Source organism: Thioclava sp. JM3 (assembly GCF_002213185.1).
Classification (GTDB): domain Bacteria; phylum Pseudomonadota; class Alphaproteobacteria; order Rhodobacterales; family Rhodobacteraceae; genus Thioclava; species Thioclava nitratireducens.
The window spans coordinates 164,061-188,420 of the sequence record NZ_NBOB01000003.1 but is presented as its reverse complement, the minus strand read 5'-3'; the positions used below and the strand labels follow the sequence as shown (position 1 = coordinate 188,420).

Here is a 24,360-nt window from a genome sequence, read left to right as displayed (position 1 = left end):
ATCAATTAGCCAAACTGATCGAATTTAGTTCCGATTTGCGCAAATTGACAAGCGAAACCTCTGCGCCATTTCGTCAGACTGAGTCCAACAAGGGAGATCACGATGACACGCACAGTATCGATTCTGGGCGCGCCTATTCAAACTGGCGCTTCGCAACCCGGCTGCATCATGGGACCGGCCAGCCTGCGCATCGCGGGTCTGGGCGATATCCTGACCGAGCTGGGCTGGGAGGTGAACGATCTGGGCGACCTGTCGATCCCGGCGCAAGACCCGGTGCCGCACAAGAACCCCGCGATCCACGATCTGGCCGAGACCCGCGCCTGGATCGAGGCGCTGTCGGACGCAGCCTTCGACGCCGCCCAGAAGCACGACCGCCCGATCTTCATCGGTGGCGACCACGCGCTGGCTGCCGGCACGCTGAGCGGGCTGGCGCGTCATGCGAAAACCCAGGATCGCCCGCTTTTCGTTCTGTGGCTCGACGCCCACCCGGACCTGCACACGCTGGAAACCACGACCAGCGGCAACCTGCATGGCACGCCCGTGGCCTACGTCACGGGACAGCCGGATTTCGAGGCCTTCCCGCCGCTGGAAGCCAGCATCGATCCCAAGAACTTCTGCATGATGGGCATCCGCTCTGTCGATCCGGCAGAGCGCGAGCGCATCAAGCAGATCGGCTTGGAAGTCCATGACATGCGCGCCATCGACGAGACCGGCGTGCTGGCTCCGCTGCGCGCCTTCCTTGACCGTGTGCGCGAAGCCAACGGCCTTCTGCATGTCAGCTTCGACGTCGATTTCCTGGACCCCGGGATCGCGCCCGCCGTGGGCACGACCGTGCCGGGCGGCGCCACGTTCCGCGAGGCGCATCTGATCATGGAAGAGGTCGGCGACAGCGACCTCGTCACTTCACTCGACATTGTCGAGCTTAACCCCTTCCTCGACGAACGCGGCCGCACGGCGAAACTGCTGTGCGACCTCGCGGCCAGCCTCTTCGGCCGCCGCGTTCTTGACCGCATGACACGGAGTTTTTGATGGACAAGTCCCCGCTCGCCCCCTCCGAACTGGCCTTCGTGCCCTTCGTTTCCGTCGCCAACATGATGAAGCTGGTGAACGAGATCGGCCCCGAACAGGTGATGCGCGACCTCGCCGCCTATATCGAAGAGGATTTCCGCCGCTGGCCGGATTTCGACAAGACGCCGCGCGTCGCGAGCCATTCTGCGGAGGGCGTGATCGAGTTGATGCCGACCGCGGATAGCGAAAATTACGGTTTCAAATACGTCAACGGGCACCCCAAGAACGGCCGCACCGGGCACCAGACCGTGACGGCGTTCGGTGTGCTGTCCTCGGTCGCGACGGGCTATCCGCTTCTGATGACCGAGATGACGATACTGACCGCACTGCGCACCGCCGCCACCTCGGCGCTGGTGGGCAAATACCTCGCCCCGAAAGGCGCGACGGTGATGGGCATGATCGGCAATGGCGCGCAATGCGAGTTTCAGGCGCTGGCCTTCCGCGCGATCTGCGGCATCGACACATTGCGGCTTTACGACATCGACCCGAGCGCGACCGAGAAAGCCGCGAAGAACCTGATCGCGCAGGGGTTCAACGTCACCAAATGCCGCTCCGGCGAGGAAGCGGTCGAAGGTGCGCAGGTCATCACCACCTGCACCGCCGACAAGCAATATGCGACGATCTTGACCGACAATATGGTCGGCTCGGGCATCCACATCAACGCAATCGGCGGCGACTGCCCCGGCAAGACCGAACTGCATCGCGACATCCTCACCCGCTCGGAGATCTTTGTCGAATACCCGCCGCAGACCCGCATCGAGGGCGAGATTCAGGCGCTCGACGAGGATCACCCGGTGACCGAGTTGTGGAAGGTCATGCGCGGTGAGGCCGAGGGCCGCCGCGACGCGAAACAGATCACGCTGTTCGATAGCGTGGGCTTCGCGATCGAGGATTTCAGCGCGCTGCGCTACATCCATGACCGCGTGAAGGGTGGCGATTATGCGCAGATGCTCGATCTTATGGCAGACCCCGACGATCCGCGCGATTTGTTCGGGATGCTGACGCGGGCGGGCTGAGCCCGCTTGCGCTTGACGCGCGCGCGTGGCACCGAAAGCGAAACGCCCCTTTCAGACGAGAGCGCGACATGACCGACAAGACCCACCCCTATGCGGGCGACGGCAGACACACCGACAGCTACTACGCGGCTTCGGCCAACCCGGCCCCGCTCCGTCCGGAACTGGAAGGCGCGGTGGAGGCCGATATCTGCGTCGTGGGCGCGGGCTTTTCGGGCCTCTCGACCGCGCTGCATCTGGCCGAAAAGGGCTATAGCGTCACCGTCGTGGAAGGCGCACGCATCGGCTGGGGCGCTTCGGGCCGCAATGGCGGTCAGGTCGTCAACGGGCTGAACGCGAGCCTCGACGTGATCGAGAGCCGCTACGGACAGGACACCGCGAATTTCGTCGCCGGTCTGGTGATGGAAGGCGGCGACATCATCCGCGAGCGCGTCGCGACCTACGACATCCAATGCGACCTGAAGCCCGGCAACGTCTTCGCGGGGCTCACCGGCAAGCATATGCAGGAGCTGGAAGCGCGCTGGAAACTCTGGCGCAGCTACGGCATCGAAAGCCAGGAGATGCTGAGCCGCGAGCAGATGCGCGAGCACGCGGCTTCCGACCTCTATGCGGGCGGCATGATCGACCACAAGGGCGGCCATCTGCATCCGCTGAACCTCGCGCTTGGCGAGGCGGCGGCGGTCGAGAAACTGGGCGGCACGATCTACGAGATGTCCCCCGTCAATTTCGTCGACACCGAAGCCACGCGCCCGGTGATCAGGACCGCGAAGGGGCAGATCACCGCGAAGACGCTGGTTCTGTGCGGCAACGCCTATCTCGGCCATGTCGTGCCCACGCTGGAGCGCCGTGTGATGCCCGTCTCGACGCAGGTGATGGCGACCGAGCCGCTGGGCGAGGCCAAGGCACGCGAATTGATGCCGTCAGATGTCTGCATCGAGGACGTTCGCTACATCCTCGACTATTACCGCATGTCCGCCGACAACCGCCTGCTGTTTGGCGGCGGCACGGTCTATGGCGGGGCAGACCCGAAAGACATCAAGGCGAAGCTCTGGAAGAACCTCGAGAAAGTCTTCCCGCAGCTCAAAGACACCAAGATCGACTACGCGTGGTCGGGCAATTTCGCGCTCTCGTTCAGCCGCGTGCCGCAGATGGGCCGGATCGGGCAGAACACCTATTTCGCGCATGGCTATTCCGGCCACGGCGTGACCGGGTCGCATACTTTCGGGCGCATCCTGTCGGAGGCGATCAACGGCGACCTGACCCGGTTCGATACGTTCGCGAAACTGCCGTGGATTCCGTTTCCCGGCGGGCGCACTTTCCGCGTGCCCTACTCCGTCGCGGGGTCGTGGTGGTATGCTCTGCGCGATCGGCTGGGGGTGTAAGCCCCCTACCCGCGCCTTGGACGATGCGGAGAGACGCGCTTACAGCGCGATCCCGCGCCGTCCGGCCAGATCAGTGAAATACTGCCATGCCACGCGGCCCGAACGCGCCCCGCGCGTGGCCTGCCATTCGATGGCTTCGGCGCGCAACTCCTCGTCGGAGATCTCTACGCCATAGCTGTCGCAATAGCCGCGGATCATCGTGAGATACTCGTCTTGGCTGCAGGGATGGAAGCCCAGCCACAGCCCGAACCGATCGGACAGCGAGACTTTCTCCTCCACCGCTTCGGAGGGGCTGATCGCAGTCGAACGCTCGTTCTCGATCATGTCGCGCGGCATCAGGTGACGCCGGTTCGACGTGGCATAGAGGATCACGTTCGCGGGCCGCCCCTCGATCCCGCCATCCAGCACCGCCTTGAGCGATTTGTAATGCTGGTCGTCATGACTAAACGACAGGTCGTCGCAGAACAGGATGAAGCGCATCTCCGGCGCGTCGCGCAGATGCGCGAGCAGACGCCCGACGGACGGCAGATCCTCGCGCGCAAGCTCCACCAGTTTGAGCGGCAGCCCCTCGGCCACTGCCGCCGCATGGGCCGCCTTCACGAGCGAGGATTTCCCCATCCCGCGCGCGCCCCAGAGAAGCGCATTATTCGCCGCCGCACCGCGCGCAAACTGCAGCGTGTTGGCCAGCAGCGTATCGCGCGAGCGGTCGATGCCGTGCAGCAGGCTCAGGTCGACGCGGTTCACCTGAGGCACGGGCTCCAGCCGATCCGGCGCGGTGTGCCAGATGAAGGCGCTGGCCGAGGCGAAATCCGGCGCGGGCTGTGGCGCGGGCGAGAGCCGCTCCAGTGCCGTGGCGATCCGGGTCAGCGTCGCGTCATTCATCCCTTGGTATCCTCGTCGTCTTCGTCTTCATCCCATTCGTCGGGATCGATCCAGGTGCCTTCGGCGCGCATTCGAGCTTCACGGGTCTTCTCGATCCGCTTCACGAGTTGGATGGATATCTCGTAGAGACCGTAGACCACCGAGAACAGGATGACCTGGGAAATCACGTCCGGAGGCGTCGCGATCGCGGCCACGACAAGGATCGCGACCACGGCGTATTTGCGCATATTCGCGAGGCCTTGCGAGGAGACCAGACCCGCCTTGCCCATCAGCGACAGCAGGACGGGCAGCTGGAAGCAGATCCCGAAGGCCATGACGAACTTGATCGTCAGGTTGAGATATTCCTGCACCGAGCCCTGGAAGCCGATGGCGGCCATCTCGTTCGCGCCGGACGTCGCGCCGATCTCGCCCTGCTGGAAGCCGAGGAAGAAGTTAAAGGCCAGCGGCAGGATGATGTAATAAGCGAACGCCGCGCCAAGAAAGAACATCACCGGCGAGGCGATCAGGAACGGCAGGAACGCGTTCTTCTCGTTGCGGTAAAGGCCCGGCGCCACGAAACGCCACATCTGGTAGGCGATGATCGGGAATGCCAGGGCGAAACCGCCGAGGAAGGAAATATTGATCGCGACGAAGAAGCCTTCCTGCAGCTTGATCAGATAGAGGCCGCATTGCTCGCCGCGCGATTCAAGCGCCGAGCAGACCGGCCGGGTCAGGAAGTTGAAGATCGGGTTCCAGACCGTGTAGCAGACCACCATCGCCGCGATGAAGGCCCCCAGCGAATAGAGGATGCGCGTGCGCAGTTCCGCGAGGTGTTCGATCAGCGGGGCGGCGCTGTCCTCGATTTCGTCATGGTCGCTCATGCGTCACCCTTCTTCGCGGCGGGTTTCTTCGCCGCCGTCTTCTTGGCCGCCGGTTTGGCACCGGTTTTCGCGGCAGGTTTACTGCTCGACTTGGTCGCCGGCTTGGCGCTGGATTTCGCTGCGGTCGAACTGCCCGTCTTCGCGCCAGTCTTGGCTGCGGTCTTCGACGCGGCTTTCTTCGCAGCGGGCTTGGCCGCCGGCTTGCTTGCCGTCTTGGAAGTCTCGGGTTTGGCCGTCTCGGCTGCGGTCGCCTCGGGTTGGGCAGCCTCTGGCTTGGGCGGCTCCGCCTCGGGATCTGGCTTGAGCGAGGTCCGCTCGGACCGGCCCGGCTCCCATTTCTCGAAAGCGTCGGTCGCCTTTTCCAGCGCGTCGAGCCCGAGCGACTTCTTCGAGGCCAGCGATTTCAGGTCGCGCACGGAGCCTGCGGCCTCGTCGAGCCCGGTATCCTTCGCCGCATCTTCCATCGCCCGCGAGAATTCGCGCGCCATCGACTTGGCCTTCGCGGTGATGCGGCCAAGCTGGTGGAACATCTTGGGCAGATCCTTCGGCCCCACGACGATCAGCGCCACGACGCCGATCAGCAGAAGCTCGCTCCAACCGATGTCTAACATGAGTGCTCAGGCCTCCGGCCAAATGAGGACGCAAAGGCAAACGGGCATCAGCCCGCAACCCCTAAAAGCGATCAGGCTCAGGCCTTGTCTTTTTCTTTCTGAACTTCGTCAGCCGGGGTCACGTCGCGTGCCTCGTCGACGGAGCCGTCTTCGATTTCCTTCGTGCCGTCGCTCACGCCTTTCTTGAAGGCGGTGATGCCTTTGCCGACTTCACCCATGAGCGAGGAAATCTTGCCGCGGCCGAAAAGAACCAGAACCACGACGGCGATCAGAAGCAGACCGGGAAGGCCGATATTGTTGAGCATTGTTGTCTCTCCTCTGGTCACGGGCCCGCCGCCCGCGCCTTATGTCGGTCCCGAGTTTTAGGATCATGCGGGCCTCAATCCTAGACCGATTCCGCCCAAACGGCGCTGTGAGGCGCAGATTACTGACAGTTCATTGTCAGTTGCCCCGCCCCGCGCTACCCTTAGCTTGACCTGACGGGAGAGACCGATGACCCGCGACGAGCGGCTGCAACAGATCATCGCCATCCTGCGCGACGGCAAGATGCACCGTGCCAGCGATCTGGCTGAGCGGCTGGGAGTCTCGGTCCGCACGATCTGGCGCGACATGGCGGAAATCTCGGCCTATGGCGTGCCGGTCGAGGGCGAACGCGGCGTCGGTTATATCCTGCGCCGGGCGGTTGGCTTGCCGCCTCTCGTGCTGACCCGCGAGGAGTTGGCCGCGCTCGATCATCTGCTCGATCTCGCCGAGGCGATGGAGGATCCGCGCCTTGCCGGAGGCGCCGCGAGCCTGGCCGCTAAGATCCGCGCCGCCCTGCCTTCCGCGCCCCCCGAGCCATCTGCCGAAGACGCCGGGGAAGGTCTGGCGGGCGATCGGGGATGAGGCTAGGCTCGACTGCGAAACTTGGAAGGGATGCCCCTGCGTGATCGGTGCCGAATACATCACTGCTTTCGTGACACTTTTCGTCATCATCGATCCGATCGGGCTGGCCCCGGTCTTCATCGCACTGACCTTGGGTGAAAGCCATCGCGCGCGACTGCGCATCGCCCTGCGCGCCCTCATCATAGCCGCCGTGCTGCTGACCTTGTTCGGCATTTTCGGTGACAAGATTCTCGCCGGGATCGGCATCTCCATGCCCGCATTCCGCATCGCGGGCGGGGTGCTGCTGTTCCTCACCGCGCTCGACATGCTGTTCGAACGCCGCACCAAACGCCGCGAGGCGCAGGGCGAGGAGCACGAGGCCGACCCCGAAACAGACCCTTCCGTATTCCCTCTGGCGACGCCCCTTCTCGCCGGGCCCGGCGCGATGGCGACGATGATCCTGCTGGCCGGCCGCGAGGGCGGCGACTGGCTGCATGTCGTGGTCATCATCGCGATGATGCTGCTGGTGCTTTGCTGCGTCTTCGTGATGTTCCTGCTCGCCACGCCGATCGAGCGCGCGCTAGGGCGCACCGGCACGATGGTCGTCACCCGGCTTCTGGGGATGCTGTTGGCGGCGCTGGCGATCCAGTTCATCCTCGACGGGCTGCATGGCGCGGGGCTGATGGGCGGGGGCCCGGTAAGCTGAGGCAATCCGCCCTCTGGGAAAGCCGCGCAAGCGATCCTATCTGAATTAGGTTGGTAGGGGTAACGAGGATCATGGTCGAGACGATCATCAGCGAGAATTGGGGACGGCTCGTCTATCTGGGCCTCCTGCTCGTCGCCGTGGGCGGGTATTTCCTGCTGGAAATCCGTCGCCGTCCGGGGCGCACGCTGCAACAGGCCGCGATCTGGGGGCTGATCTTTCTGGGCACGCTCGCCGCCGTGGGGCTTTGGACCGACATCCAGCGACAGGTCTCGATCCCCGATCAGGCCGTGATGCGTGATGGGCGGATCGAAGTGCCGCAAGCGCCCGACGGGCATTACTACCTCACCGCCGAGGTCAACGGCACGCCGATCCGCTTCGTCGTCGATACCGGCGCGAGCCAGATCGTCCTGACCCAGCGCGCCGCCGAACGCGCGGGCATCAAGACCGCCGATCTCGCCTATATCGGGCAGGCGCGCACAGCCAACGGCATCGTCGCGACTGCGCCGGTGCGGCTGGAGCGCTTCGATTTGGGCCCGATCCACGACAGCAACCTGCGCGCCGTGGTCAATCGCGGATCGATGGACACGTCACTGCTGGGGATGACCTACCTCACCCGCTTCGCGAAAGTGGAATTCGCGCGGGGCACGCTGATCCTCGAACGCTAAGCGGACCCGGCCCTCAATCGCCGTGATCGTGCCTTTTTTGCGCCTCAATCTTTGTCGAGGGTCCCAAGGTGGCCGCCGTTCAGGCTCGGCCCTCCAGGCTTCGTTACGAGGAAAACGCCCATGGTTGCCTTCGACACCCTCGCGCTTGCGATCATCACCGTCGCCGTCATCCGCGAAGCCTATCTCCGTCTGCGCCCGATGATGCGCTCTGCCGAAGCAGAGCGCGGCTAAGCTAGCCTTTCACCAGAACCGCGAGATCGGCCACATTCGTGCCGGTCGCCCCCGTCATCAGCAGCGCATCCGCCGCCTGCAGGACGTGATAGCTGTCATTGCGGGCAAGCGCCGCATCGCAATCGACGCCAGCCGCCCGCGCCGCCGCGCAGGTCCCCGGCCCCACCAGACCGCCCGCCGCATCCGTCGGCCCATCGCGGCCATCGGTACCGCCCGACAGGAAGCGCCAATCACCCTCGAGACCCGCCGCCTCCGCCGCACAAGCCACCCGCAGCGCCAGTTCCTGATTGCGACCGCCCAGCCCGTCGCCCTTGATCGTCACGGTGGTCTCGCCCCCCATGACGAGCGCCCCTGAGGGCATATCGCGCAGAAGGGCCACGATCTGCGGCGCGAGATCGGCCACGTCCCCGTCAAGCGCGAAGGGCGCGGCCTCGGCTCCGGCCGACACCATCGCCGCGACCGACAGCCCGTTCGCCCCGATCAGACGGTTGCGCGCCGCAGGCAGAGCTGGCTCCGCGCCGGAGGCTTCCAGATGCGCCCGCACAGGCGCGGGCAAAGCGTCCCAGATCCCGAGATCACGGCACAGCTGCGCTGCCTCGGCCCGCGTGCCGATCGGCTCGACAGTGGGCCCCGAGGCGATGACGCGCAGATCATCGCCCGGCACATCTGAAAGGATCAGCCCCGTCACGGGGGCCGCGCAGGCCAACAGCCAGCCGCCGCCCTTGAGCTGGGACAGCTGCTGGCGGATCAGGTTCATCTGCGTGATATCGGCCCCGCAACCGAGGAGAAGTCGGCTGACCTCGGCTTTGTCCGACAGGCTCAGCCCCTCTGCGGGTGCGACCGCGAGCGCGGAGCCGCCACCGGAAATCAGCGCAAGAACGCGATCCTCCGGGCCACAGGCTTGCAGGCACTCCAGGATCGCGCGCCCTGCCCGTTCACTGCCCTCCCCCGGCACAGGGTGATCGCCCGCGATCAGCGTGACACCCGCACGAGGCGCGGCCGCTTCGGCATTCTCGGGATTGGTCACGACGAGCGCTTGCGCATCTTCGGGCAAAGCCTCCAGCGCCGCAGCACTCATCGCCAGCGCCGCCTTGCCGAGCGCGACCACCTGCCAGCGCCCGCCCGGCCCCGGCGGGTTGTCCATCGCCCAGCCCATCGCGCGGGACACACCCCCCGCCGGATCGGCCGCCTTCACTCCGATATCGAACAGCTCGCGTGCGCGTGCATCCAGATCCATGCCCTCTCCCTTCGCTTTTGCCCAACTATGCCCGGGGGGCGCCGGGGTGCAAGTGCGCCAGGCGAAGGCAGTCCTCGCGGTGGCGCAGAAACGAAAAGACGCCCGCGGGGAGCGCGGGCGTCGAAACACGATCAGGCGGAAGGGCCCTGTCGGTTTAAGTGAGCGGGAGCCGAGGCCCCCGCCCGGGGAGGGTCTTAGCCACCTTGGCTTTCGATATAGGCGAGCACCGCCTTGACGTCTTCGGGGTCCTTCAGGCCGGCGAAGGACATCCGGTTCTTCGGAATGTAGCCCTTCGGGTCGGCGAGATATTCCTCGACCGTCTGTTCGGTCCAGATCAGACCGTCTTCACCGTGCTGCTTCATCGCGCTCGAGTATTTGAACCCATCAGCCGTCCCGGCCTGACGGCCGATCAGGTTGTTGAGCACCGGGCCGACGCGGTTCTTCGCATCTTCGCCGACTTGGTGGCAGGCCTTGCACTTCTTGAAGACCTTCTCGCCAGCCTCGACCAGCGCCGGATCGGCAGAGAGCGTCTCCTTCGGCTCGGAGGTGGTTTTCTCCACCTGCGCCGCCGCCGGAGCGTCCTGCGCCATCGCCTCGGCCGCGTCGCTCTGGGTAGCGTCGCCTGCGACGACGACGTCGGCCGGAGCGCTATCGTCCGCAGCCGCCGTATCTTCGCCGCCGCCCTGGTTGGGCGTCACGTCGAGCACGGTGGCTTTCTTGGTGATGTGCACGTCGGTCTTACAGTCGCTCATGCAAGCGGCTTCCGAAAACTTCGGCACTTCGACCTCGTCGCGGTTATCCACGATGAACCCGTCCGCGTTCGGCATCTCCACGTCGAGGAAGTTATCCTTCGTGAGGACGAAATCGTCTTCCACGAGGTAGTTCGAGTAGAGAATGTAGGCGACGATGGCATAGGTCTCGTCGACGGTCAGCGTCTGCGCGTTGCCGAACGGCATCGAGCGGTGCGCATAGTCCCAGACGGTGGACAGGTAGGGCCAGTAGGAACCGACGGTTTTCACCGGATCCTTGTTGGCCAGCGTCCCTTCGCCCCCGGCCAGTTTCGGCCAGTTGTCGACGCCCTCGGCGAAGTCGCCATGGCAGACCGCGCAGTTGTCGGCGAAGATCTTTTCACCGTCGGCGACCGAACCCGAGCCTTCGGGAAGGTTCTTGCCATCGGGGAAGACCTCGACGGTCCAGGCGTTGATTTCCTCGGGCAGCGCTTCGCGTCCCAGACCGAATTTCTCGGCCAGGGCGGGCGTCGCGACGAGCGGAGCGGCCAGAAGCGTGGCCAGCAGCAGATTACGACGACACTTCGACATTCTCGGACTCCCCGTTTTCCTTGACCCACCAGGTCTGGATACCGTTGTTGTGATAGACCGAATTCTCCCCGCGGATCGCGCGCAGCGCGTCCTTGGTCGGCTGAACGTAGCCGGTGGAATCGGTAGCGCGGGACTGCAGGAGCATTTCCGAACCGTCCCAGTCGATCTCGAGATAGAAGCGCGAGACCGCCTTGTCGGCGCCCGGCTCGGCCAGACGGGCCTCTTGCCAGTTCGCGCCGCCGTCGAGCGAAACGTCGACCTTGGTGATGTGACCGCGACCCGACCAGGCCATGCCGGTGATGACCAGCGGACCCTTGCCGTGCTTGATCGGCATCTGCGGGCTGGGCGAGGTGACGACCGATTTGGCGTCCATGACCCAGGTCCACTTGCGCGACGTGCCGTCGGCGAGCGTGTCGGTGTATTTCGAGGTTTCTTCGCGCGACTGCACGGCCTCGTCGGTGACTTCGAGACGACGCAGCCACTTCACCCACATGTTGCCTTCGAAACCCGGAACCACGAGGCGCACCGGATAACCGTGCTCCTTGCGCAGCGCTTCGCCATTGGCCTTGATGGCTACGAGACAGTCGTCGAGCGCTTTCTCCAGCGGGATCGAGCGGCCGTTCGAGGACGCGTCGGCGCCTTCGGCATAGACCCACTTGTCCTTGATCTGGTCGCCGAGATTGGTGATCCCCGCTTCTTCGAGCAGCGTCCGCAGCGGGATGCCCGAATATTGCATGTTGTGGATCATGCCCTGGGTGAACTGCGCGCCGTTGAGCTGCGCACCGGCCCATTCCATGCCCGAGTTCGCGGCGCATTCGAGGAAGTAGGTGCGGTTCACACGCGGGAAACGCTCAAGATCCTCGTAGGTGAAGACCAGCGGCTTGTCGACGAGGCCGTTGATCATCAGGCGGTAGTCTTCCTTCTTCAGCTCGATCGCGCCCGAATGGTGACGCTCGAAGGCGCAGCCGGTGGGGGTGATCGTGCCGTCGAGGGCGTGGATCGGCGTAAAGTTGATCGACGAGATCACGTCCGCGGTCAGCCAGCCGACATTGCGGCGGATGACGTCATCTTCGAATTCGATCGGCAGGCCGTAGGGGGTGGCATCGACGCCGTCGCCCCAGCCCGAAGCCCAAGGCTGAACTTCGGTGATCAACGGATCGGGTTGCTGTTCTGCGCGCGCGGCACCAGCCCCTGCGGCCATCGCACCGACCGCAGCCCCTGCGCGGAGGAATCCGCGGCGGCTGAGGGCGGCATTGGTGGCCGGGTTGCCCTGGCGTTCCTTGTCGTCCATGTGTTTTCCTCCAGTCTCTAACCCCTGCGGGGCGTAATCATCGACGGGCGGGACCGGCTCAGATGCCGGTCACGACCACCGAGTCATTCGGTTTCAAGTCAACGGTTTTGATCTTGCGCAGGTGATCGGCGATCACGTCCCAGATCTGCGGCCCTTCGGTACCTTCGTTGACCGAGGCCCAGCCCGTCACGACATAGTTGCGTGCCGGGTCGATATCGGAGCCGTCCTTCAGCAGCGTCATGTTGGAAATCCGCTCGCCGATCGGCTTCGAAACGTCGATGTGGTAGCCCATGCCACCCACTCGAACCATGTCCCCGCCCTGCTGGTAGTAGGGGTCGGAGTTGAAGATGTTGTCGGCCACGTCCTCGAGGATGGTCTTGATCATCTCGCCCGACATTTCGGAGCGATAGTTCTCGCCATAGGTCATCGAAGTGGCGTTGAGCACGTCTTCCATGGTGATTTTCTGCCCGGGGATCAGCGACGGCCCCCAGCGCACGCCCGGGCTCATGGCGATCTCGGCGTCACGCTCTTCGAGCATCGCCTCGCAGATCAGGTCGTCCCAGGTGCCGTTGAAGTTGCCGCGGCGATAGAGCAGCGAGTTGGTCTCGCCCACGACTTCCTCGAGTTCGGCCTTGTAGGGCTCGCGATGGCCCATGATGACGTCGGTCATCTCCTTGTCGGGCTCGATCACGTCGGAGAAGATCGGGATCAGCTTGTGGCGGAAGCCCATCATCTTGCCGTCGCGCACGTCGAGATCGACGCGGGAGACGAATTTGCCGTTCGAGCCCGAGGCGATCAGGATCGTCTCGCCTACGAGGATCGGCTCCGGAACGGCGTCATGGGTGTGACCGGTGAGGATCACGTCGATGCCCTTCACGCGGCTCGCCATCTTGTGGTCCACGTCGAAGCCGTTATGCGACAGGCAGACGACCAGATCGACGCCCTTCGCACGAACCTCGTCGACCATCGCCTGCATACGCTCTTCGCGGATGCCGAAGGAGTAGTCGGGGAACATCCAGCCGGGGTTCGCGATCGGCATGTAGGGGAAGGCCTGACCGATGACCGCGATCTGCGTGCCGTTGCGCTCGAAGATCTTGTAGGGCTCGTAGGCGGGCTCGTCCCATTCGGCGTCGAAGATATTCGCACCGAGGAAGGGGAAGGGAAGGCCGTCGACGATCTCGTTCACCCGGTCCTGGCCATAGGTCCATTCCCAGTGCGAGGTCATCGCTTCGACGCCGAGCTTGTTCATGATGTCGACCATGTTCTGGCCCTTGGTCTTCAGCGCGACCATCGAACCGTGCCAGGTGTCGCCGCCATCGAGGATCAGCGCGTCGGGGCGTTCGGCCTTGATCGCCTTCACGACGGTCGCCACACGGTCCATGCCACCCATCTTGCCGTAGCTCTTGGCGAGATCGGTGAAGTTCTCGTAGGTCAGCGCGTAGGCATCGGGCGTGTTCGGCTCGATGTTGAACATCTTGAGGAAATCCGCGCCGGTCACATGCGGCGGACGTCCCTTCGCCTCGCCCACGCCGAGGTTGATTTCCGGCTCGCGGAAATAGATCGGCATCGCTTGCGCGTGGATGTCGGTGATGTGGATCAGCGTGACATTGCCCAGCGGCTCGAACTGCAGGAGCTGGTCTTGGGTAATCGACTGCTGCGCCATGGCGCGCGACCAGCGCGACAGGCCCGAAGCACCGAGGATGGTCGAGGCGGCCAAGCTCGCCTGAAGAAATTCCCGCCGGGATATCATGCGATGTGTCTCCTTCTTCTCACCGGGCCAGTGCGCCCGGCGGTCGTTTCATTCGGGTAAATAGACAAACGAATTCAGACAGATATGAAATTTTGAATATGTTGAAACGAAACGCGCGGGACAGGGAGGCCCTGCCCCGCGCATCAATTCACAGGTCAGGGACGGACGCCGCCACCCTCGATGTCGAGACCCAGGCCGCGCGAAGCGACGTAGAGTTCGAGATTGCGGAACTCGTCCGAACCGGGGCTGTAGGTTTCCGCGCGCGTGTCGCGGATGCAGCCCTTGAAGCGGTTGTGGATCGACACGACGCCCGCGTTCTTCAGACGGTAGGTCGGGAAGCCCTGGATCTGGCCTTGGCTAAGATGGTCAGCGCGGATGTAGTTGCCGTAGTTCTCTTCGTGGCACGACGCGCAGGACAGCTCGAGCTGGCCATAGCGGGTGTAGTACATCTCCTTGCCCTTCTCCCAGAAAGGCTTGGCCTCGCCGTCGATCTTGACCGCGACCGGCATGCCACGCGACTCGACCGCGATCGCGGTGGTCATGTTGTGCATCGGAGCGCTGTCCCAACCCCAGGCTTCGGCGCCCATGCGGTTGGTGCGGCAATCGTTGATGTAATCCTCGACCGACCACAGCTTGCCGGCTTCGTTCACCTTAGGCATCGAGGCGCGCACGCCCTTCATGCCTTCGCTGATGTCGCCGTGGCAATCCGCGCAGGATTTGCCCTCGGAGCCGTCGGCGGTCGACCAGGTTTCCTGGCCCTGCTCGGCAAAGATCATGATCGGGTTGTCGAAGTCGTCCTGTTCCATCGCGCGGGTCTCGTCCGTGCGGAAGAGCCAGCCGGAATAGACCTCGTCGAGATGCCCTTTGAGGTGATCGGCGGCGGGCGCCTTCACCGTGATCGGGGTGTCGCCGTTGATGACGAGCTCGTCATCCGCCATTTCGGCGTGCAGCGCCGCGGTGCTGAGCGCGAAGGCTGCAGTGGCGGCAAGGATGGTGCGGCTGGTGCGCAACGTCATATTCTGTGTCCTCCCTGGGTGTGCCCCGCGCCCATCGATCTCCCCAAACAGGCGCGGTTCTCTGTTCTTGGTGAGGCGGCGCGCTCCCTCACGCGCCGCTGGCCGTTCGGCCGATCAGCTCACTTCGATCTTCTGGCTGTCTTCGTAGGTCGAACCGTCATCATCGTACCAGGTGAACTTGAACTCACCCGATTCCGGGACTTTCGCCTCGAATTCGATGTAGGGATTCGTCGAGATCGCCGGCTCGAGGGTGACGTCGATGACGTTCTCGCCGTTGAAGTCGCAGGTGAAGCGATTGATGATCTCGCGCGGGATGACGTTGCCGTCCTTGTCCTTGCGCTGACCCGATTCCATCGGGTGCGAGATCAGGGTCTTGATGGTGATCGTGTCACCGGCCGAAGCTTTTTTCGGCACTTTTACGCGGGGTCTCACGCCTTTCATGGTCTTGTCTCCTCAGATACCGAAAAAATTAGCCGCCGCAGCCGCCGATGGTGACCTTCACGGTCGATTTCGCCTGGACGTAGCTGCCGTCGGCCATCTTGGCGACAGCGATGACGTCCTGGGTCTTCGAGAGGCGAATCCGGGTCGAGGCCATCTGCGAGCCGGCCAGCGGACCGAACTTGAAGGTCACGACGTCGGGCGTCGGGTTGCCGGGCGCGAAGACCGCGATCTCGGTTGCGCCGGGCGCATCGACGGAGATCGGAACGGTATTCCCGTTCTCGGCGATTTCCGGCGCGGTCAGGGTGACGCCGTCACCCATTGCGGCATCTGCGCCGCCGGTGAACTTGGCGATGGCGTCAGCACCGGCATCGGCCAGCGCGGGCAGCGGCAGCATGGAAGCGGCAACGCCGCCCATCGCCAGCGCCAGCGCGTCACGTCTGGTCATGGTCATGTTGTATCTTCTCCTCTCGGGTTTGTCGTTCAGAGGGTCACTCGTCCTTGAGGGTCATCAAGAAAGCGACCACATCCTCAACCTGTTGTGCATTCAAGATCGGCGGCAGATCGGCAGGCGCAGCCTTGCCGGTGTACCCGTCGCCGGGGCGAATGAAGGGACCGGTTTTGTACATCGCCGGCATTACCGTGCCTTCGAAGGTGTGCTTGGCGTCGACGACGATGCCGCGCAGCTGCGACTCGTCCCAACGGTCGCCCGCGCCGTTCAGCTCCGGGCCGACATTACCTTGGAACGACGCGTCGAGCGCCGAGACCTTATGGCAGGCCACGCAGTTGCCCAGCGACTTGGTCGCCGCGACTTCTGCGCCCTTTGCGGGATCGCCCGGCTGACCGGTCAGCGACTCGGTCACCGCGCCCACATCGGTGAATTTGACATCCATCGGCGCGGTTTCTGCGATCGCGGCGCTGGCTGCGAAGGTGGCGGCCATTGCGGCCCACGCAACGTGGCGTTTCATAGAAGTCCTCCCAAATTCTCTCCCTGACTCACTTTTAAGCGAGCGCGTCACAGCGGCGCAATGGATAAATTCAAAAATCCGCATATTTTCCAATATGTTCTCCGGAACATATCGGCGCATACCGCAGCATACCCAAGATTTCTTAAGCGAAATCAGAAACATTCGCGGGCGCAGCACGAATGCTGCGCCCGCGAGCACGAGATCACGACTCTGTTAGATTCGCGAAACTCGCGATCACTTCGCCATAACTTTGTCGGCAACGTACTTCTGAAAATTCACGCCACTCTCGTAGCCGTGAGTCTTTACCCACTCGAGCAAGGCCATCGTCGTACCCTTGCCGAAAGCGCCCGGCATCTGTGCAACGGCCTGCTTGTTGGCGGGCTGATCGGAGGCCTCTTCGGGGAAGAACATCATGGTCGGCGTGAACATCACGCCCCATTTCATCGCCATCTCTTTTTCGGGCAGAGCCTCGCCGTCGAAATCGGTCACTTCGACATCGCCGAACAGGTTCATCTGCACGACATAGTAGTTGTCGGTGATGTATTGCGCGATTTCGGGATCGGAGAAGACCTCCTCATGCATCTTCTTGCAGTAGATGCAGCCGCGCTGCTCCCAGATGACCATGAAGCGCTTGCCCTCGTCATTGGCCGTCGCGAGATCGTCCGACATGTCCTTGAACGTGTCGTGGAACCACGGCTCCTTGTGCAGCCCGTCATCGCCCATCTCGGCGGCGTGACCCGGCAGGGCCAGCATCGCCGCGGTGAAAGCGGCAGTCAGAAAATGACGCATGATCGTCCTCCCTTGAAACAGATCCTCAGCCAAGACTCCCGCTCGGCATGACGTCGATCAGAAACTCACCAATGTAGCGCAGCCCCCCGGTCACGATGAGAACCGCGAACAGGATCAGCATAACCCCCATCGCCTTCTCGACATAGCCGAGCTTGGCGCGGTGCTTTGCCATCAGGGCGAGGAAAGGCCGCGTGAAGAAGGCCGCTATGATGAAGGGCAAAGTCATTCCGATCCCGTAGGCAAAAAGCAGCAGCCCGCCCTTGGAGATCTCTCCCATGCCCGACGCCACCATAAGGATGGCGGCGAGCGCCGGGCCCACGCAGGGCGTCCAGCCGAAGCCGAAGGCGAGCCCCATCACATAGGCGCCAAGGAAGGTCGTGGGATCGGTTTTCGCCTCCATTCGCGCCTCGCGATAGAGGAATGGGATCCGGATCACGCCGAGGAAATGCAGACCGAAGACGAGAAGGATCGCGGCTGCCACCCAGCTCAGCGGTCCCATCCATTCGCGGAACGCGGCCCCGAGCGCAGTGGCTCCCATCCCCATCAGCACGAAGATCGTGGTCACGCCCAACGCGAAAGCGACCGAAGAGGCGACCATCCGCGCCTGCGCACCGGGGGCGATCTTGCCGTCACCGCGCAGCTCCGACATCGACAGCCCGGCCATGTAGGACAGGTAGAACGGCACCATCGGCAAGATGCACGGCGTCAGAAAAGACAGCAGGCCGGCAAAAAACGCCCCGCCATAGGTAATATCGATCGGCACTGTTTCCTCCCTCGTGACGCGCCCTAGCCTATATAGCCTCGGTCTCCCAACCGTCCTTGAAGGGGCCCGTCAAACACATTACGATCTTTATATGTAAAAAGGGGTCCGTCAATGTTCCGCATTGTTTGGCATACGATTTCCATGGCCGCGGCGCTGGCGATTTCGCTGAGCGCGACGGGCCACGCCTCATGGGCCGACGCCGCGGGGGCCGACGCCACGTCGCAATCCGCCGAGACGACGACCGATGTCGGCTCCGCGACCGAAGAAGCCAAGGCCGAGAGCGAGTTTCGCCTCCTGATGGTCGAGCAGGTCGGCTGCGTCTATTGCCGCATGTGGAACAACGACCTCGCGCCGATCTACCCCAAGACCCCCGAGGGCAAGACCGCGCCCCTGCAGCGGGTCGATCTGCACAAGCCCTTCCCTGACGACATCACGATCACCGGGGGCAAACCGCTCTTCACACCGACCTTCATCCTGCTGCAGGACGGGGTCGAAGTCGCCCGCATCGAAGGCTATGCGAGCGAGGACTTCTTCTGGGGGCTGCTGGATCAGGCCCTGAAAAAGAATGGCGCGGACTATCAGCCCCCCTCAAACTGAGGTTTGATGTGCGTGCTTTTGGCCCGCCCCGTGCGGGTTTTTGTTCTCTCGGGCTTTGTTCCGGCGAATCGTCATGCTAAAGCCTGAAACATTCGATTAATACGGTCGCGCTGCGCGCGGCTCCAAGGAAGGACGATGCGGTGCGGCATCTGGTGCCTGACGGTCATGCCGAAAAGCTTGCCTCTGCCACGGCCGAGTCGAGATGTGCCCGCATGGATGCAGAAGAGCTACTCGATCGCGCACAAGACGCCTCCAACCTCATGAAGGCGCTCGCCCATGAGGGACGGCTCATGATCCTGTGCCATCTCAGTTCGGGCGAGAAATCGGTGACCGAGCTGGAAAACCTGCTGGAATCGCGCCAGGCCGCGGTCAGCCAGCAATTGGCGCGGCTGCGTCTCGAGGGGCTCGTCAGCGCGCGCCGCGAAGGCAAGGCGATCTACTACACGCTCTCGGACCCGCGCGCGCGCCGCCTTGTCGAAACGATTTACGATATGTTCTGCGCCACCGACGGAACTCGGTGAGCCATGAGACCGGACGCTGAGTGATCCGGGGGGAGAAGGGCAATGGAACAGATTCCGATGGGCGCCATGGCGGCCCTGGTCGGGGCGCTCGGCGGTGTGATTCTCGGCCTCGCCGCGCGCCTGGGCGATTTCTGCACCCTCGGCGCACTGGAAAGCGCCGCCTATGGCGATGACCAGAGGCGTCTGCGCCTCTGGGGCGTGGTGCTGGGTGTCGCGATCTCCGGCGCCTTCCTAGCCGAGGCTCTGGGTTATGCCGACATCACCCACAGCTTCTATCAAACGATCAAGTGGTCGCCCTTGGCCTCGATCGTGGGCGGGCTGGTCTTCGGCTACGGCATGGCGCTCGCCGGAAATTGCGGCTTCGGGGCGCTGGTGCGTTTCGGCGGCGGCGACCTGCGCGCGATGGTGATCGTCGTCGTGATGGGGATTTTCGCCTTCGTGACGCTGTCCGGCCCCCTCGCGCATCTGCGCCTGCTGATCTTCGACCAGCAGGCCGCCACCTCCCCTCAAGGCATCGCGCATTGGCTCTCGGCGCGGACCGGGCTGCCGCCGCTGACCTTCGCCCTGCCAGTCGCCGCAGGCTTCCTCGCATGGGCGCTGAGCTATCAGCCGCTGCGCGCAGACAAACGCAGGCTCGCCTGGGGCGTGGCTGCGGGCCTTGCCGTGGTCTGGTGCTTCGTCGGCACCTCCTACCTCTTCAGAGAGAGCATGGGCGCGACCGGCGTCGAGGCCCCCTCCTTCACCGCCCCGCTTGGGCGCACGATCCTGTATTTCATGACCTCCACCGCGGGAGGGCTCACCTTCTCCGTCGGGCTCGTCGCGGGCGTTCTCGGCGGGGCCTTCCTCGGCTCGGCCATTCGCGGCCTCTTCAAATGGGAAGCCTGCGAAGATCCGCGCGAACTGGGCCGTCAGGTCAGCGGCGCCGCCCTGATGGGCATCGGCGGCACGATCGCCGTCGGATGCTCCATCGGCCAGGGGGTAAGCGCGATGGCCGTGCTCGCCTTCTCCGCGCCCGTCACGCTGGCCTCCATCGTGATCGGCGGGTTGATCGGCCTGCGCCAGTTGATCCACGGCTTCCAGCCCGAATAGGCCGGAGCCGCACGTCCCCCTCCCGTTTTTGGCTTGGCCGAAATATCCCGGGGGTGAGGCGCGGACGCGTCGAGGGGGCAGCGCCCCCTTCTCCCCGCGAAGTCTTGCCGCACAACGCTTGCGAATCTGATCCGGGTTTCCTATATCGCCCCTCGAGAGGTTGGCGCGGGCGAGCGCCTCGCCAACCCGGTCAGGTCCGGAAGGAAGCAGCCGCAACGAGCCCCGCTTGGGTCGCTGTCCAGCCTCTCACCCCCCTCCTCCTCCACGAAACGCACCAAACTTGTCGGCGCGTCACCATGCCCGATTGTGGGCTGATGTCGCCGCGTTAAGCTTCCCGTCAAAGGGGAGGTTTCACCATGTTTCGTTTTGCTCTGGCCGCTCTGGCCATTCTGCCTGTGCCGCTCTTTGCAGGGACGCTTACCGCCGTCGAAGTCGCACCGGACACCTATGCGATCGAGGGCCCCTTCGGGCAGCGTGATGCCGAGAACCTCGGCAATAACGCGACCTTCGGGCTGATCGTCACGGATGAGGGCGCGGTGCTGGTGGATGCGGGCGGCACCTACAAGGGGGCGGCGGCGCTCGACGAGGTGATCGGCACGCTGACCGATCAGCCGGTGAAATATGTGATCGACACCGGTGGGCAGGATCACCGCTGGCTCGGCAATGGCTACTGGAAAGAGCATGGCGCCGAGATCATCACCTCGGCGGATGCGCTCGTCGACCAGAAGGCCCGCGCCTCGCTGGAACTGACGATGCTCGACGCGCTGGTCGGCAAGGACGCGCTCGCGGGCACGGAGCCGGTCTACGCGGACACCACCTTCGACGAACGCTACACGCTCACCCTCGGCGGGCGCGAGATCGAGATCACCCATCCCGGCCCGGCCCACACTCCTGGCGACAGCTTCGTCTGGCTGCCTGCGGAAAAAGTGATGTTCACCGGCGATATCGTCTTCGTGGGCCGCATCCTCGGCGTGCTCGACATGTCGTCCTCGAAAGGCTGGGTCGAAGCCTTCGAGGCGATGGCCGCCTATGAGCCCACCAATGTCGTTCCCGGCCACGGCCCCGCCACCGATCTCGCGACGGCGACTCGCGACACCTATGATTACCTGACCAATCTGCGCAGCCGGATGGCCGATTATATCGATGACGGCGGCGACATCATCGGCTCGGTCGACGTGGACCAGTCGCAATTCGAATATCTCGCGGACTTCGACACGCTCGCCACACGCAACGCGCAGGCGGTATTCAGCCAGATGGAGTGGGAATGAGCCGGGTGGACGTCGACGCCCGGGGCGCCTAGTCTGGCGGCTGCTTATGATACCGGAGCTTCGATGACCGACACCCAATATCAGGTTCTCGCCCGCAAGTACCGCCCCGAGACCTTTGCCGATCTGATCGGACAGGCACCGATGGTGCGCACGCTCAAGAACGCCTTCGCGGCCGACCGGATCGCGCAGGCCTTCATCATGACCGGGATTCGCGGCACCGGGAAAACCACCACGGCGCGGATCATCGCCAAAGGGCTGAACTGCATCGGCCCCGACGGCAACGGCACCCCCACGACCGATCCCTGCGGCGTGTGCGAACATTGCCGCGCGATCATGGAGGGCCGCCATGTCGACGTGATGGAGATGGACGCCGCCTCGCGCACCGGTGTGGGCGACATCCGCGAGATCATCGAGAGCGTGCATTACCGGGCGGCCTCGGCGCGCTACAAAGTCTATATCATCGATGAGGTTCACATGCTGTCGACGAGCGCGTTCAACGCGCTCCTGAAGACGCTCGAGGAACCGCCCGCCCATGTGAAGTTCATCTTTGCCACCACCGAGATCCGCAAGGTGCCCGTCACCGTGCTCTCGCGCTGCCAGCGCTTCGACCTGCGCCGGATCGAGCCCGAGGAGATGATCGCGCTGCTGCGCCGGATCGCCGATGCGGAAGGTGCCGAGATCGCCGATGACGCGCTCGCGCTGATCACCCGCGCCGCCGAAGGCTCCGCGCGGGATGCGACCTCGCTGCTCGATCAGGCGATCGCGCATGGCGCAGGCGAGACCACGGCGGAACAGGTCCGCGCGATGCTGGGTCTGGCCGACCGTGCCCGCGTCCTCGATCTCTTCGACATGATCCTGCACGGTCAGGCCGCCGAGGCGCTGACCGAGCTTGCCGCGCAATATGCCGACGGCGCCGATCCGATGGCGATCATGCGCGATCTGGCCGAGATCACCCATTGGGTCTCCGTCATCAAGGTCACGCCCGAAGCCGCCGAAGACCCGACCGTTCCGCCCGAGGAACGCAATCGCGGTCAGGAGATGGCGGCCGCGCTTCCGATGCGTGTGCTGTCGCGGCTCTGGCAGATGCTGCTCAAGGCGCTCGAAGAAGTCGCAGGCGCGCCCAATGCGATGATGGCGACCGAAATGGCCGTGATCCGCATGACCCATGTGGCTGACCTGCCCGACCCGGAAACGCTGATCAAGAAGATCCAGCAGGGCAACACCCAGACCCAAGCGGCAGGCCGGGGCCCCGCGCCTTCGACCGGGCCGGTGCATGGCGCGACGCTGCGCGCCCGGCGTGCCGGTGGCGGCGCTGTTGCCGCCACCGCCCCTGCCCAACAGCACGATCCGATGGCCGACGCGCTTGCCCGTTTCGCCAGTTTCGACGACGTGGTCGACCTGATCGCCCGGATGCGCGACATGACCCTGCTGCTGGAGGTCGAGAGCAACCTGCGCCTCGTGAATTACCGCCCCGGCCGGATCGAGTTCGAACCGACCCCACAGGCCTCGCGCGACCTCGCCGCGACGCTTTCGGCAAGGCTGCAGGGCTGGACCGGCGCGCGCTGGGGCGTCTCGGTCGTCTCCGAAGGCGGCGCGCCGACCATAGCCGAGGTGAAGGCGGAAGAGCTCGCGAAGGCCGAGGCCGAGGCGATGAAGAACCCGCTGGTCGCAGAGATATTCGCCCGCTTCCCCGGCGCGAAGATCGAAATCCTGCCCGAGGAAGACACCACCGCGATCGAGGCCGAGGCCCTGGCCGAGGTCGAAGACGAATGGGATCCCTTCGAGGAAGGCTGAGCCGCGCCGGGGGCGGTCCCGCGCGATCGCACGCGCCGTCCCTGCCGCGCCGTTTTCCCAGCTTGTCCCTTGTTCCTCCGCGCAGCGATGCGTATCTCTCACTCAAGCCAAACGTGACGGAGAAAGCGATGTTCAAGGGATTGGGCGCCATGGGCGACATGGCCAAGATGATGAAGGCCGCCAAGGAAATGCAGGAGAAGATGGGTCAGCTCCAGGAAGAGCTCAAATCCATCGTCGTCACCGGCGAGGCCGGGGCCGGTCTCGTACAGGCCCGCGCCACCGCGAAGGGCGAATTGACCGGGCTCTCCATCGATCCCTCGATCCTGCAGGCGTCCGAGAAGGAAGTCGTCGAAGACCTGATCCTCGCTGCGATCAAGGACACGCAGGAAAAGGCAAAGTTCCGCGAGCAGGAAGAGCAGAAACGCCTTCTGCGCGAATTGGGCCTGCCCGAGAACATGGACCTGCCGGTCTGATCCTATGAGCGGCGCGCGCGACGATATAGAGGCGCTGATCGCCCTTATGGCGCGGCTGCCGGGGCTTGGCCCCCGCTCCGCCCGGCGTGCGGTGCTGCATCTGATCTCGAAACGCGCGCAGCTGATGGGCCCCTTGGCCGAGGCGATGGCCGGGGTCGCCCGCAGCGCGCGCGAATGCCAGCGCTGCGGCAATATCTCCACCGCGCCGATCTGCGACATCTGCGAAGACCCGAAACGCGCCACCGGCGAGATCTGCGTGATCGAGGATGTGGCCGATCTCTGGGCGATGGAGCGCGGCCACGCCTTCAAGGGCCGCTATCACGTCCTTGGCGGCACGCTCTCCGCGCTCGATGCGATCGGCCCGGAAGACCTTCGCATCCCCGACCTGCTCGAACGCGCCACGGAGGAAGGCATCACCGAGGTGATCCTCGCCCTCAACGCCACCGTCGAGGGTCAGACGACCGCCCATTACATCGCCGAGGCGCTCGAAGGGCGCGGCATCGCAGTGACCAGCCTCGCCCAGGGCGTGCCGATCGGGGGCGAGCTGGACTATCTCGACGACGGCACGATCCAGGCGGCGCTGCGCGCGCGTAAAAGTTTCTGACGGCCTCCCTACCCGCCCCGAAACCGAAGTCCAAACCGATATCCCGGCGCTGAGCGCTCCTTTCGGCTTGGGAAAAATATCCCCGCCGGAGGCATCCGCCCCATGCGGCCCGCGCGCCCTCCCGGCAAGGGAGCGCCCATCGGCGGGCTCGTCGCCATTGA

27 protein-coding genes and 1 other RNA gene are annotated in these 24,360 nt (G+C 64.3%); 14 read left to right on the top strand and 14 right to left on the bottom strand.

Features of this window, described 5'->3' with window-relative positions; translation table 11 throughout:
- The first annotated feature begins 102 nt into the window (after positions 1–102).
- The 3 genes from rocF to B6V73_RS06835 all read left to right on the top strand — a co-directional run bounded on the left by rocF (position 103) and on the right by B6V73_RS06835 (position 3,463).
- Positions 103–1,029, top strand: a complete 927-nt coding sequence (rocF, locus tag B6V73_RS06845; RefSeq protein WP_088720172.1) for an arginase — start codon at positions 103–105, stop codon at positions 1,027–1,029.
- A complete protein-coding gene (locus tag B6V73_RS06840; protein WP_088722554.1) occupies positions 1,029–2,084 on the top strand; it encodes an ornithine cyclodeaminase in 1,056 nt (351 codons plus the stop codon). The genes rocF and B6V73_RS06840 overlap by 1 nt, the downstream gene beginning before the upstream one ends.
- A 68-nt stretch (positions 2,085–2,152) precedes the next feature.
- A complete protein-coding gene (locus tag B6V73_RS06835; protein WP_088724855.1) occupies positions 2,153–3,463 on the top strand; it encodes an FAD-binding oxidoreductase in 1,311 nt (436 codons plus the stop codon).
- A gap of 39 nt (positions 3,464–3,502) precedes the next feature.
- On the opposite strand, the gene B6V73_RS06830 is transcribed toward B6V73_RS06835, so the two are convergent.
- The 4 genes from B6V73_RS06830 to B6V73_RS06815 form a co-directional block, all read right to left on the bottom strand.
- On the bottom strand, positions 3,503–4,345 hold the full coding sequence (locus tag B6V73_RS06830) for an ATP-binding protein (protein WP_075775671.1): 843 nt from the start codon (positions 4,343–4,345) through the stop codon (positions 3,503–3,505).
- Entirely contained in the window at positions 4,342–5,205 is an 864-nt protein-coding gene (gene tatC / locus B6V73_RS06825) for a twin-arginine translocase subunit TatC (RefSeq protein ID WP_075775672.1), read from the bottom strand. Before tatC ends, B6V73_RS06830 begins: the two co-directional genes overlap by 4 nt.
- A complete protein-coding gene (tatB, locus tag B6V73_RS21320) occupies positions 5,202–5,816 on the bottom strand; it encodes a Sec-independent protein translocase protein TatB (RefSeq protein ID WP_088722551.1) in 615 nt (204 codons plus the stop codon). Before tatB ends, tatC begins: the two co-directional genes overlap by 4 nt.
- Before the next feature lie 77 nt (positions 5,817–5,893).
- Positions 5,894–6,121 (bottom strand): twin-arginine translocase TatA/TatE family subunit, encoded by a 228-nt coding sequence (locus tag B6V73_RS06815; RefSeq protein WP_075775674.1) that lies wholly within the window; start codon positions 6,119–6,121, stop codon positions 5,894–5,896.
- A gap of 187 nt (positions 6,122–6,308) precedes the next feature.
- Between B6V73_RS06815 and B6V73_RS06810 the strand changes: the two genes are divergently transcribed.
- The 3 genes from B6V73_RS06810 to B6V73_RS06800 all read left to right on the top strand — a co-directional run bounded on the left by B6V73_RS06810 (position 6,309) and on the right by B6V73_RS06800 (position 8,051).
- Positions 6,309–6,701 carry an HTH domain-containing protein gene (locus tag B6V73_RS06810; protein WP_088724854.1) on the top strand — a complete coding sequence of 131 codons (393 nt, stop codon included), beginning with the start codon at positions 6,309–6,311 and terminating at the stop codon, positions 6,699–6,701.
- 40 nt (positions 6,702–6,741) lie between these two features.
- Positions 6,742–7,386 carry a MarC family protein gene (locus tag B6V73_RS06805; protein WP_088724853.1) on the top strand — a complete coding sequence of 215 codons (645 nt, stop codon included), beginning with the start codon at positions 6,742–6,744 and terminating at the stop codon, positions 7,384–7,386.
- Between the two features lie 71 nt (positions 7,387–7,457).
- Complete coding sequence (locus B6V73_RS06800; RefSeq protein WP_088722550.1) at positions 7,458–8,051, top strand: TIGR02281 family clan AA aspartic protease; 594 nt, start codon at positions 7,458–7,460, stop codon at positions 8,049–8,051.
- 232 nt (positions 8,052–8,283) lie between these two features.
- Here B6V73_RS06800 and B6V73_RS06795 read toward each other — a convergent pair whose 3' ends face one another.
- The 10 genes from B6V73_RS06795 to B6V73_RS06750 all read right to left on the bottom strand — a co-directional run bounded on the left by B6V73_RS06795 (position 8,284) and on the right by B6V73_RS06750 (position 17,853).
- Positions 8,284–9,519, bottom strand: a complete 1,236-nt coding sequence (locus tag B6V73_RS06795; protein WP_088724852.1) for a DUF4147 domain-containing protein — start codon at positions 9,517–9,519, stop codon at positions 8,284–8,286.
- Between the two features lie 194 nt (positions 9,520–9,713).
- Positions 9,714–10,838 carry a c-type cytochrome gene (locus B6V73_RS06790; RefSeq protein WP_075775679.1) on the bottom strand — a complete coding sequence of 375 codons (1,125 nt, stop codon included), beginning with the start codon at positions 10,836–10,838 and terminating at the stop codon, positions 9,714–9,716.
- Positions 10,819–12,129 (bottom strand): sulfite dehydrogenase, encoded by a 1,311-nt coding sequence (gene soxC, locus B6V73_RS06785; RefSeq protein WP_075775680.1) that lies wholly within the window; start codon positions 12,127–12,129, stop codon positions 10,819–10,821. Before soxC ends, B6V73_RS06790 begins: the two co-directional genes overlap by 20 nt.
- Before the next feature lie 58 nt (positions 12,130–12,187).
- Entirely contained in the window at positions 12,188–13,879 is a 1,692-nt protein-coding gene (soxB, locus tag B6V73_RS06780; protein WP_088720165.1) for a thiosulfohydrolase SoxB, read from the bottom strand.
- Between the two features lie 155 nt (positions 13,880–14,034).
- Positions 14,035–14,895 (bottom strand): sulfur oxidation c-type cytochrome SoxA, encoded by an 861-nt coding sequence (gene soxA, locus B6V73_RS06775; protein WP_088720164.1) that lies wholly within the window; start codon positions 14,893–14,895, stop codon positions 14,035–14,037.
- A gap of 114 nt (positions 14,896–15,009) precedes the next feature.
- Positions 15,010–15,336 carry a thiosulfate oxidation carrier complex protein SoxZ gene (soxZ, locus tag B6V73_RS06770; RefSeq protein WP_075775683.1) on the bottom strand — a complete coding sequence of 109 codons (327 nt, stop codon included), beginning with the start codon at positions 15,334–15,336 and terminating at the stop codon, positions 15,010–15,012.
- A 28-nt stretch (positions 15,337–15,364) separates the two neighbouring features.
- A complete protein-coding gene (gene soxY / locus B6V73_RS06765) occupies positions 15,365–15,787 on the bottom strand; it encodes a thiosulfate oxidation carrier protein SoxY (protein WP_075775684.1) in 423 nt (140 codons plus the stop codon).
- 37 nt (positions 15,788–15,824) lie between these two features.
- Positions 15,825–16,301, bottom strand: coding sequence for a sulfur oxidation c-type cytochrome SoxX (soxX, locus tag B6V73_RS06760; RefSeq protein ID WP_075775685.1), 477 nt, complete (start codon positions 16,299–16,301; stop codon positions 15,825–15,827).
- Positions 16,302–16,535: 234 nt separating this feature from the next.
- A complete protein-coding gene (locus B6V73_RS06755; RefSeq protein WP_088724851.1) occupies positions 16,536–17,090 on the bottom strand; it encodes a thioredoxin family protein in 555 nt (184 codons plus the stop codon).
- Between the two features lie 25 nt (positions 17,091–17,115).
- Positions 17,116–17,853 carry a cytochrome c biogenesis protein CcdA gene (locus B6V73_RS06750; RefSeq protein ID WP_240496974.1) on the bottom strand — a complete coding sequence of 246 codons (738 nt, stop codon included), beginning with the start codon at positions 17,851–17,853 and terminating at the stop codon, positions 17,116–17,118.
- Positions 17,854–17,964: 111 nt separating this feature from the next.
- Here B6V73_RS06750 and B6V73_RS21080 point away from each other — a divergent pair, with 111 nt between their 5' ends.
- From B6V73_RS21080 to recR, 8 genes are all read left to right on the top strand, one after another.
- Entirely contained in the window at positions 17,965–18,450 is a 486-nt protein-coding gene (locus B6V73_RS21080) for a hypothetical protein (protein WP_233243116.1), read from the top strand.
- Positions 18,451–18,662: 212 nt separating this feature from the next.
- Positions 18,663–18,971, top strand: a complete 309-nt coding sequence (locus tag B6V73_RS06740) for a metalloregulator ArsR/SmtB family transcription factor (RefSeq protein WP_075775687.1) — start codon at positions 18,663–18,665, stop codon at positions 18,969–18,971.
- A 42-nt stretch (positions 18,972–19,013) separates the two neighbouring features.
- On the top strand, positions 19,014–20,060 hold the full coding sequence (locus B6V73_RS06735) for a YeeE/YedE family protein (protein WP_088720162.1): 1,047 nt from the start codon (positions 19,014–19,016) through the stop codon (positions 20,058–20,060).
- Positions 20,061–20,214: 154 nt separating this feature from the next.
- An RNA gene (ffs, locus tag B6V73_RS06730) (signal recognition particle sRNA small type) lies at positions 20,215–20,311 on the top strand.
- A gap of 105 nt (positions 20,312–20,416) precedes the next feature.
- Positions 20,417–21,328 (top strand): MBL fold metallo-hydrolase, encoded by a 912-nt coding sequence (locus B6V73_RS06725; protein ID WP_088724850.1) that lies wholly within the window; start codon positions 20,417–20,419, stop codon positions 21,326–21,328.
- A 33-nt stretch (positions 21,329–21,361) separates the two neighbouring features.
- The gene (locus tag B6V73_RS06720) at positions 21,362–23,122 is read left to right on the top strand and encodes a DNA polymerase III subunit gamma/tau (RefSeq protein WP_276206794.1); all 1,761 of its coding nucleotides are present in this window, start codon (positions 21,362–21,364) and stop codon (positions 23,120–23,122) included.
- Positions 23,123–23,250: 128 nt separating this feature from the next.
- Entirely contained in the window at positions 23,251–23,595 is a 345-nt protein-coding gene (locus tag B6V73_RS06715; RefSeq protein WP_075775691.1) for a YbaB/EbfC family nucleoid-associated protein, read from the top strand.
- 4 nt (positions 23,596–23,599) lie between these two features.
- Positions 23,600–24,199: a recombination mediator RecR gene (gene recR / locus B6V73_RS06710; RefSeq protein ID WP_088720153.1), complete on the top strand. Its 600-nt coding sequence runs from the start codon at positions 23,600–23,602 to the stop codon at positions 24,197–24,199.
- Positions 24,200–24,360: the final 161 nt, after the last annotated feature.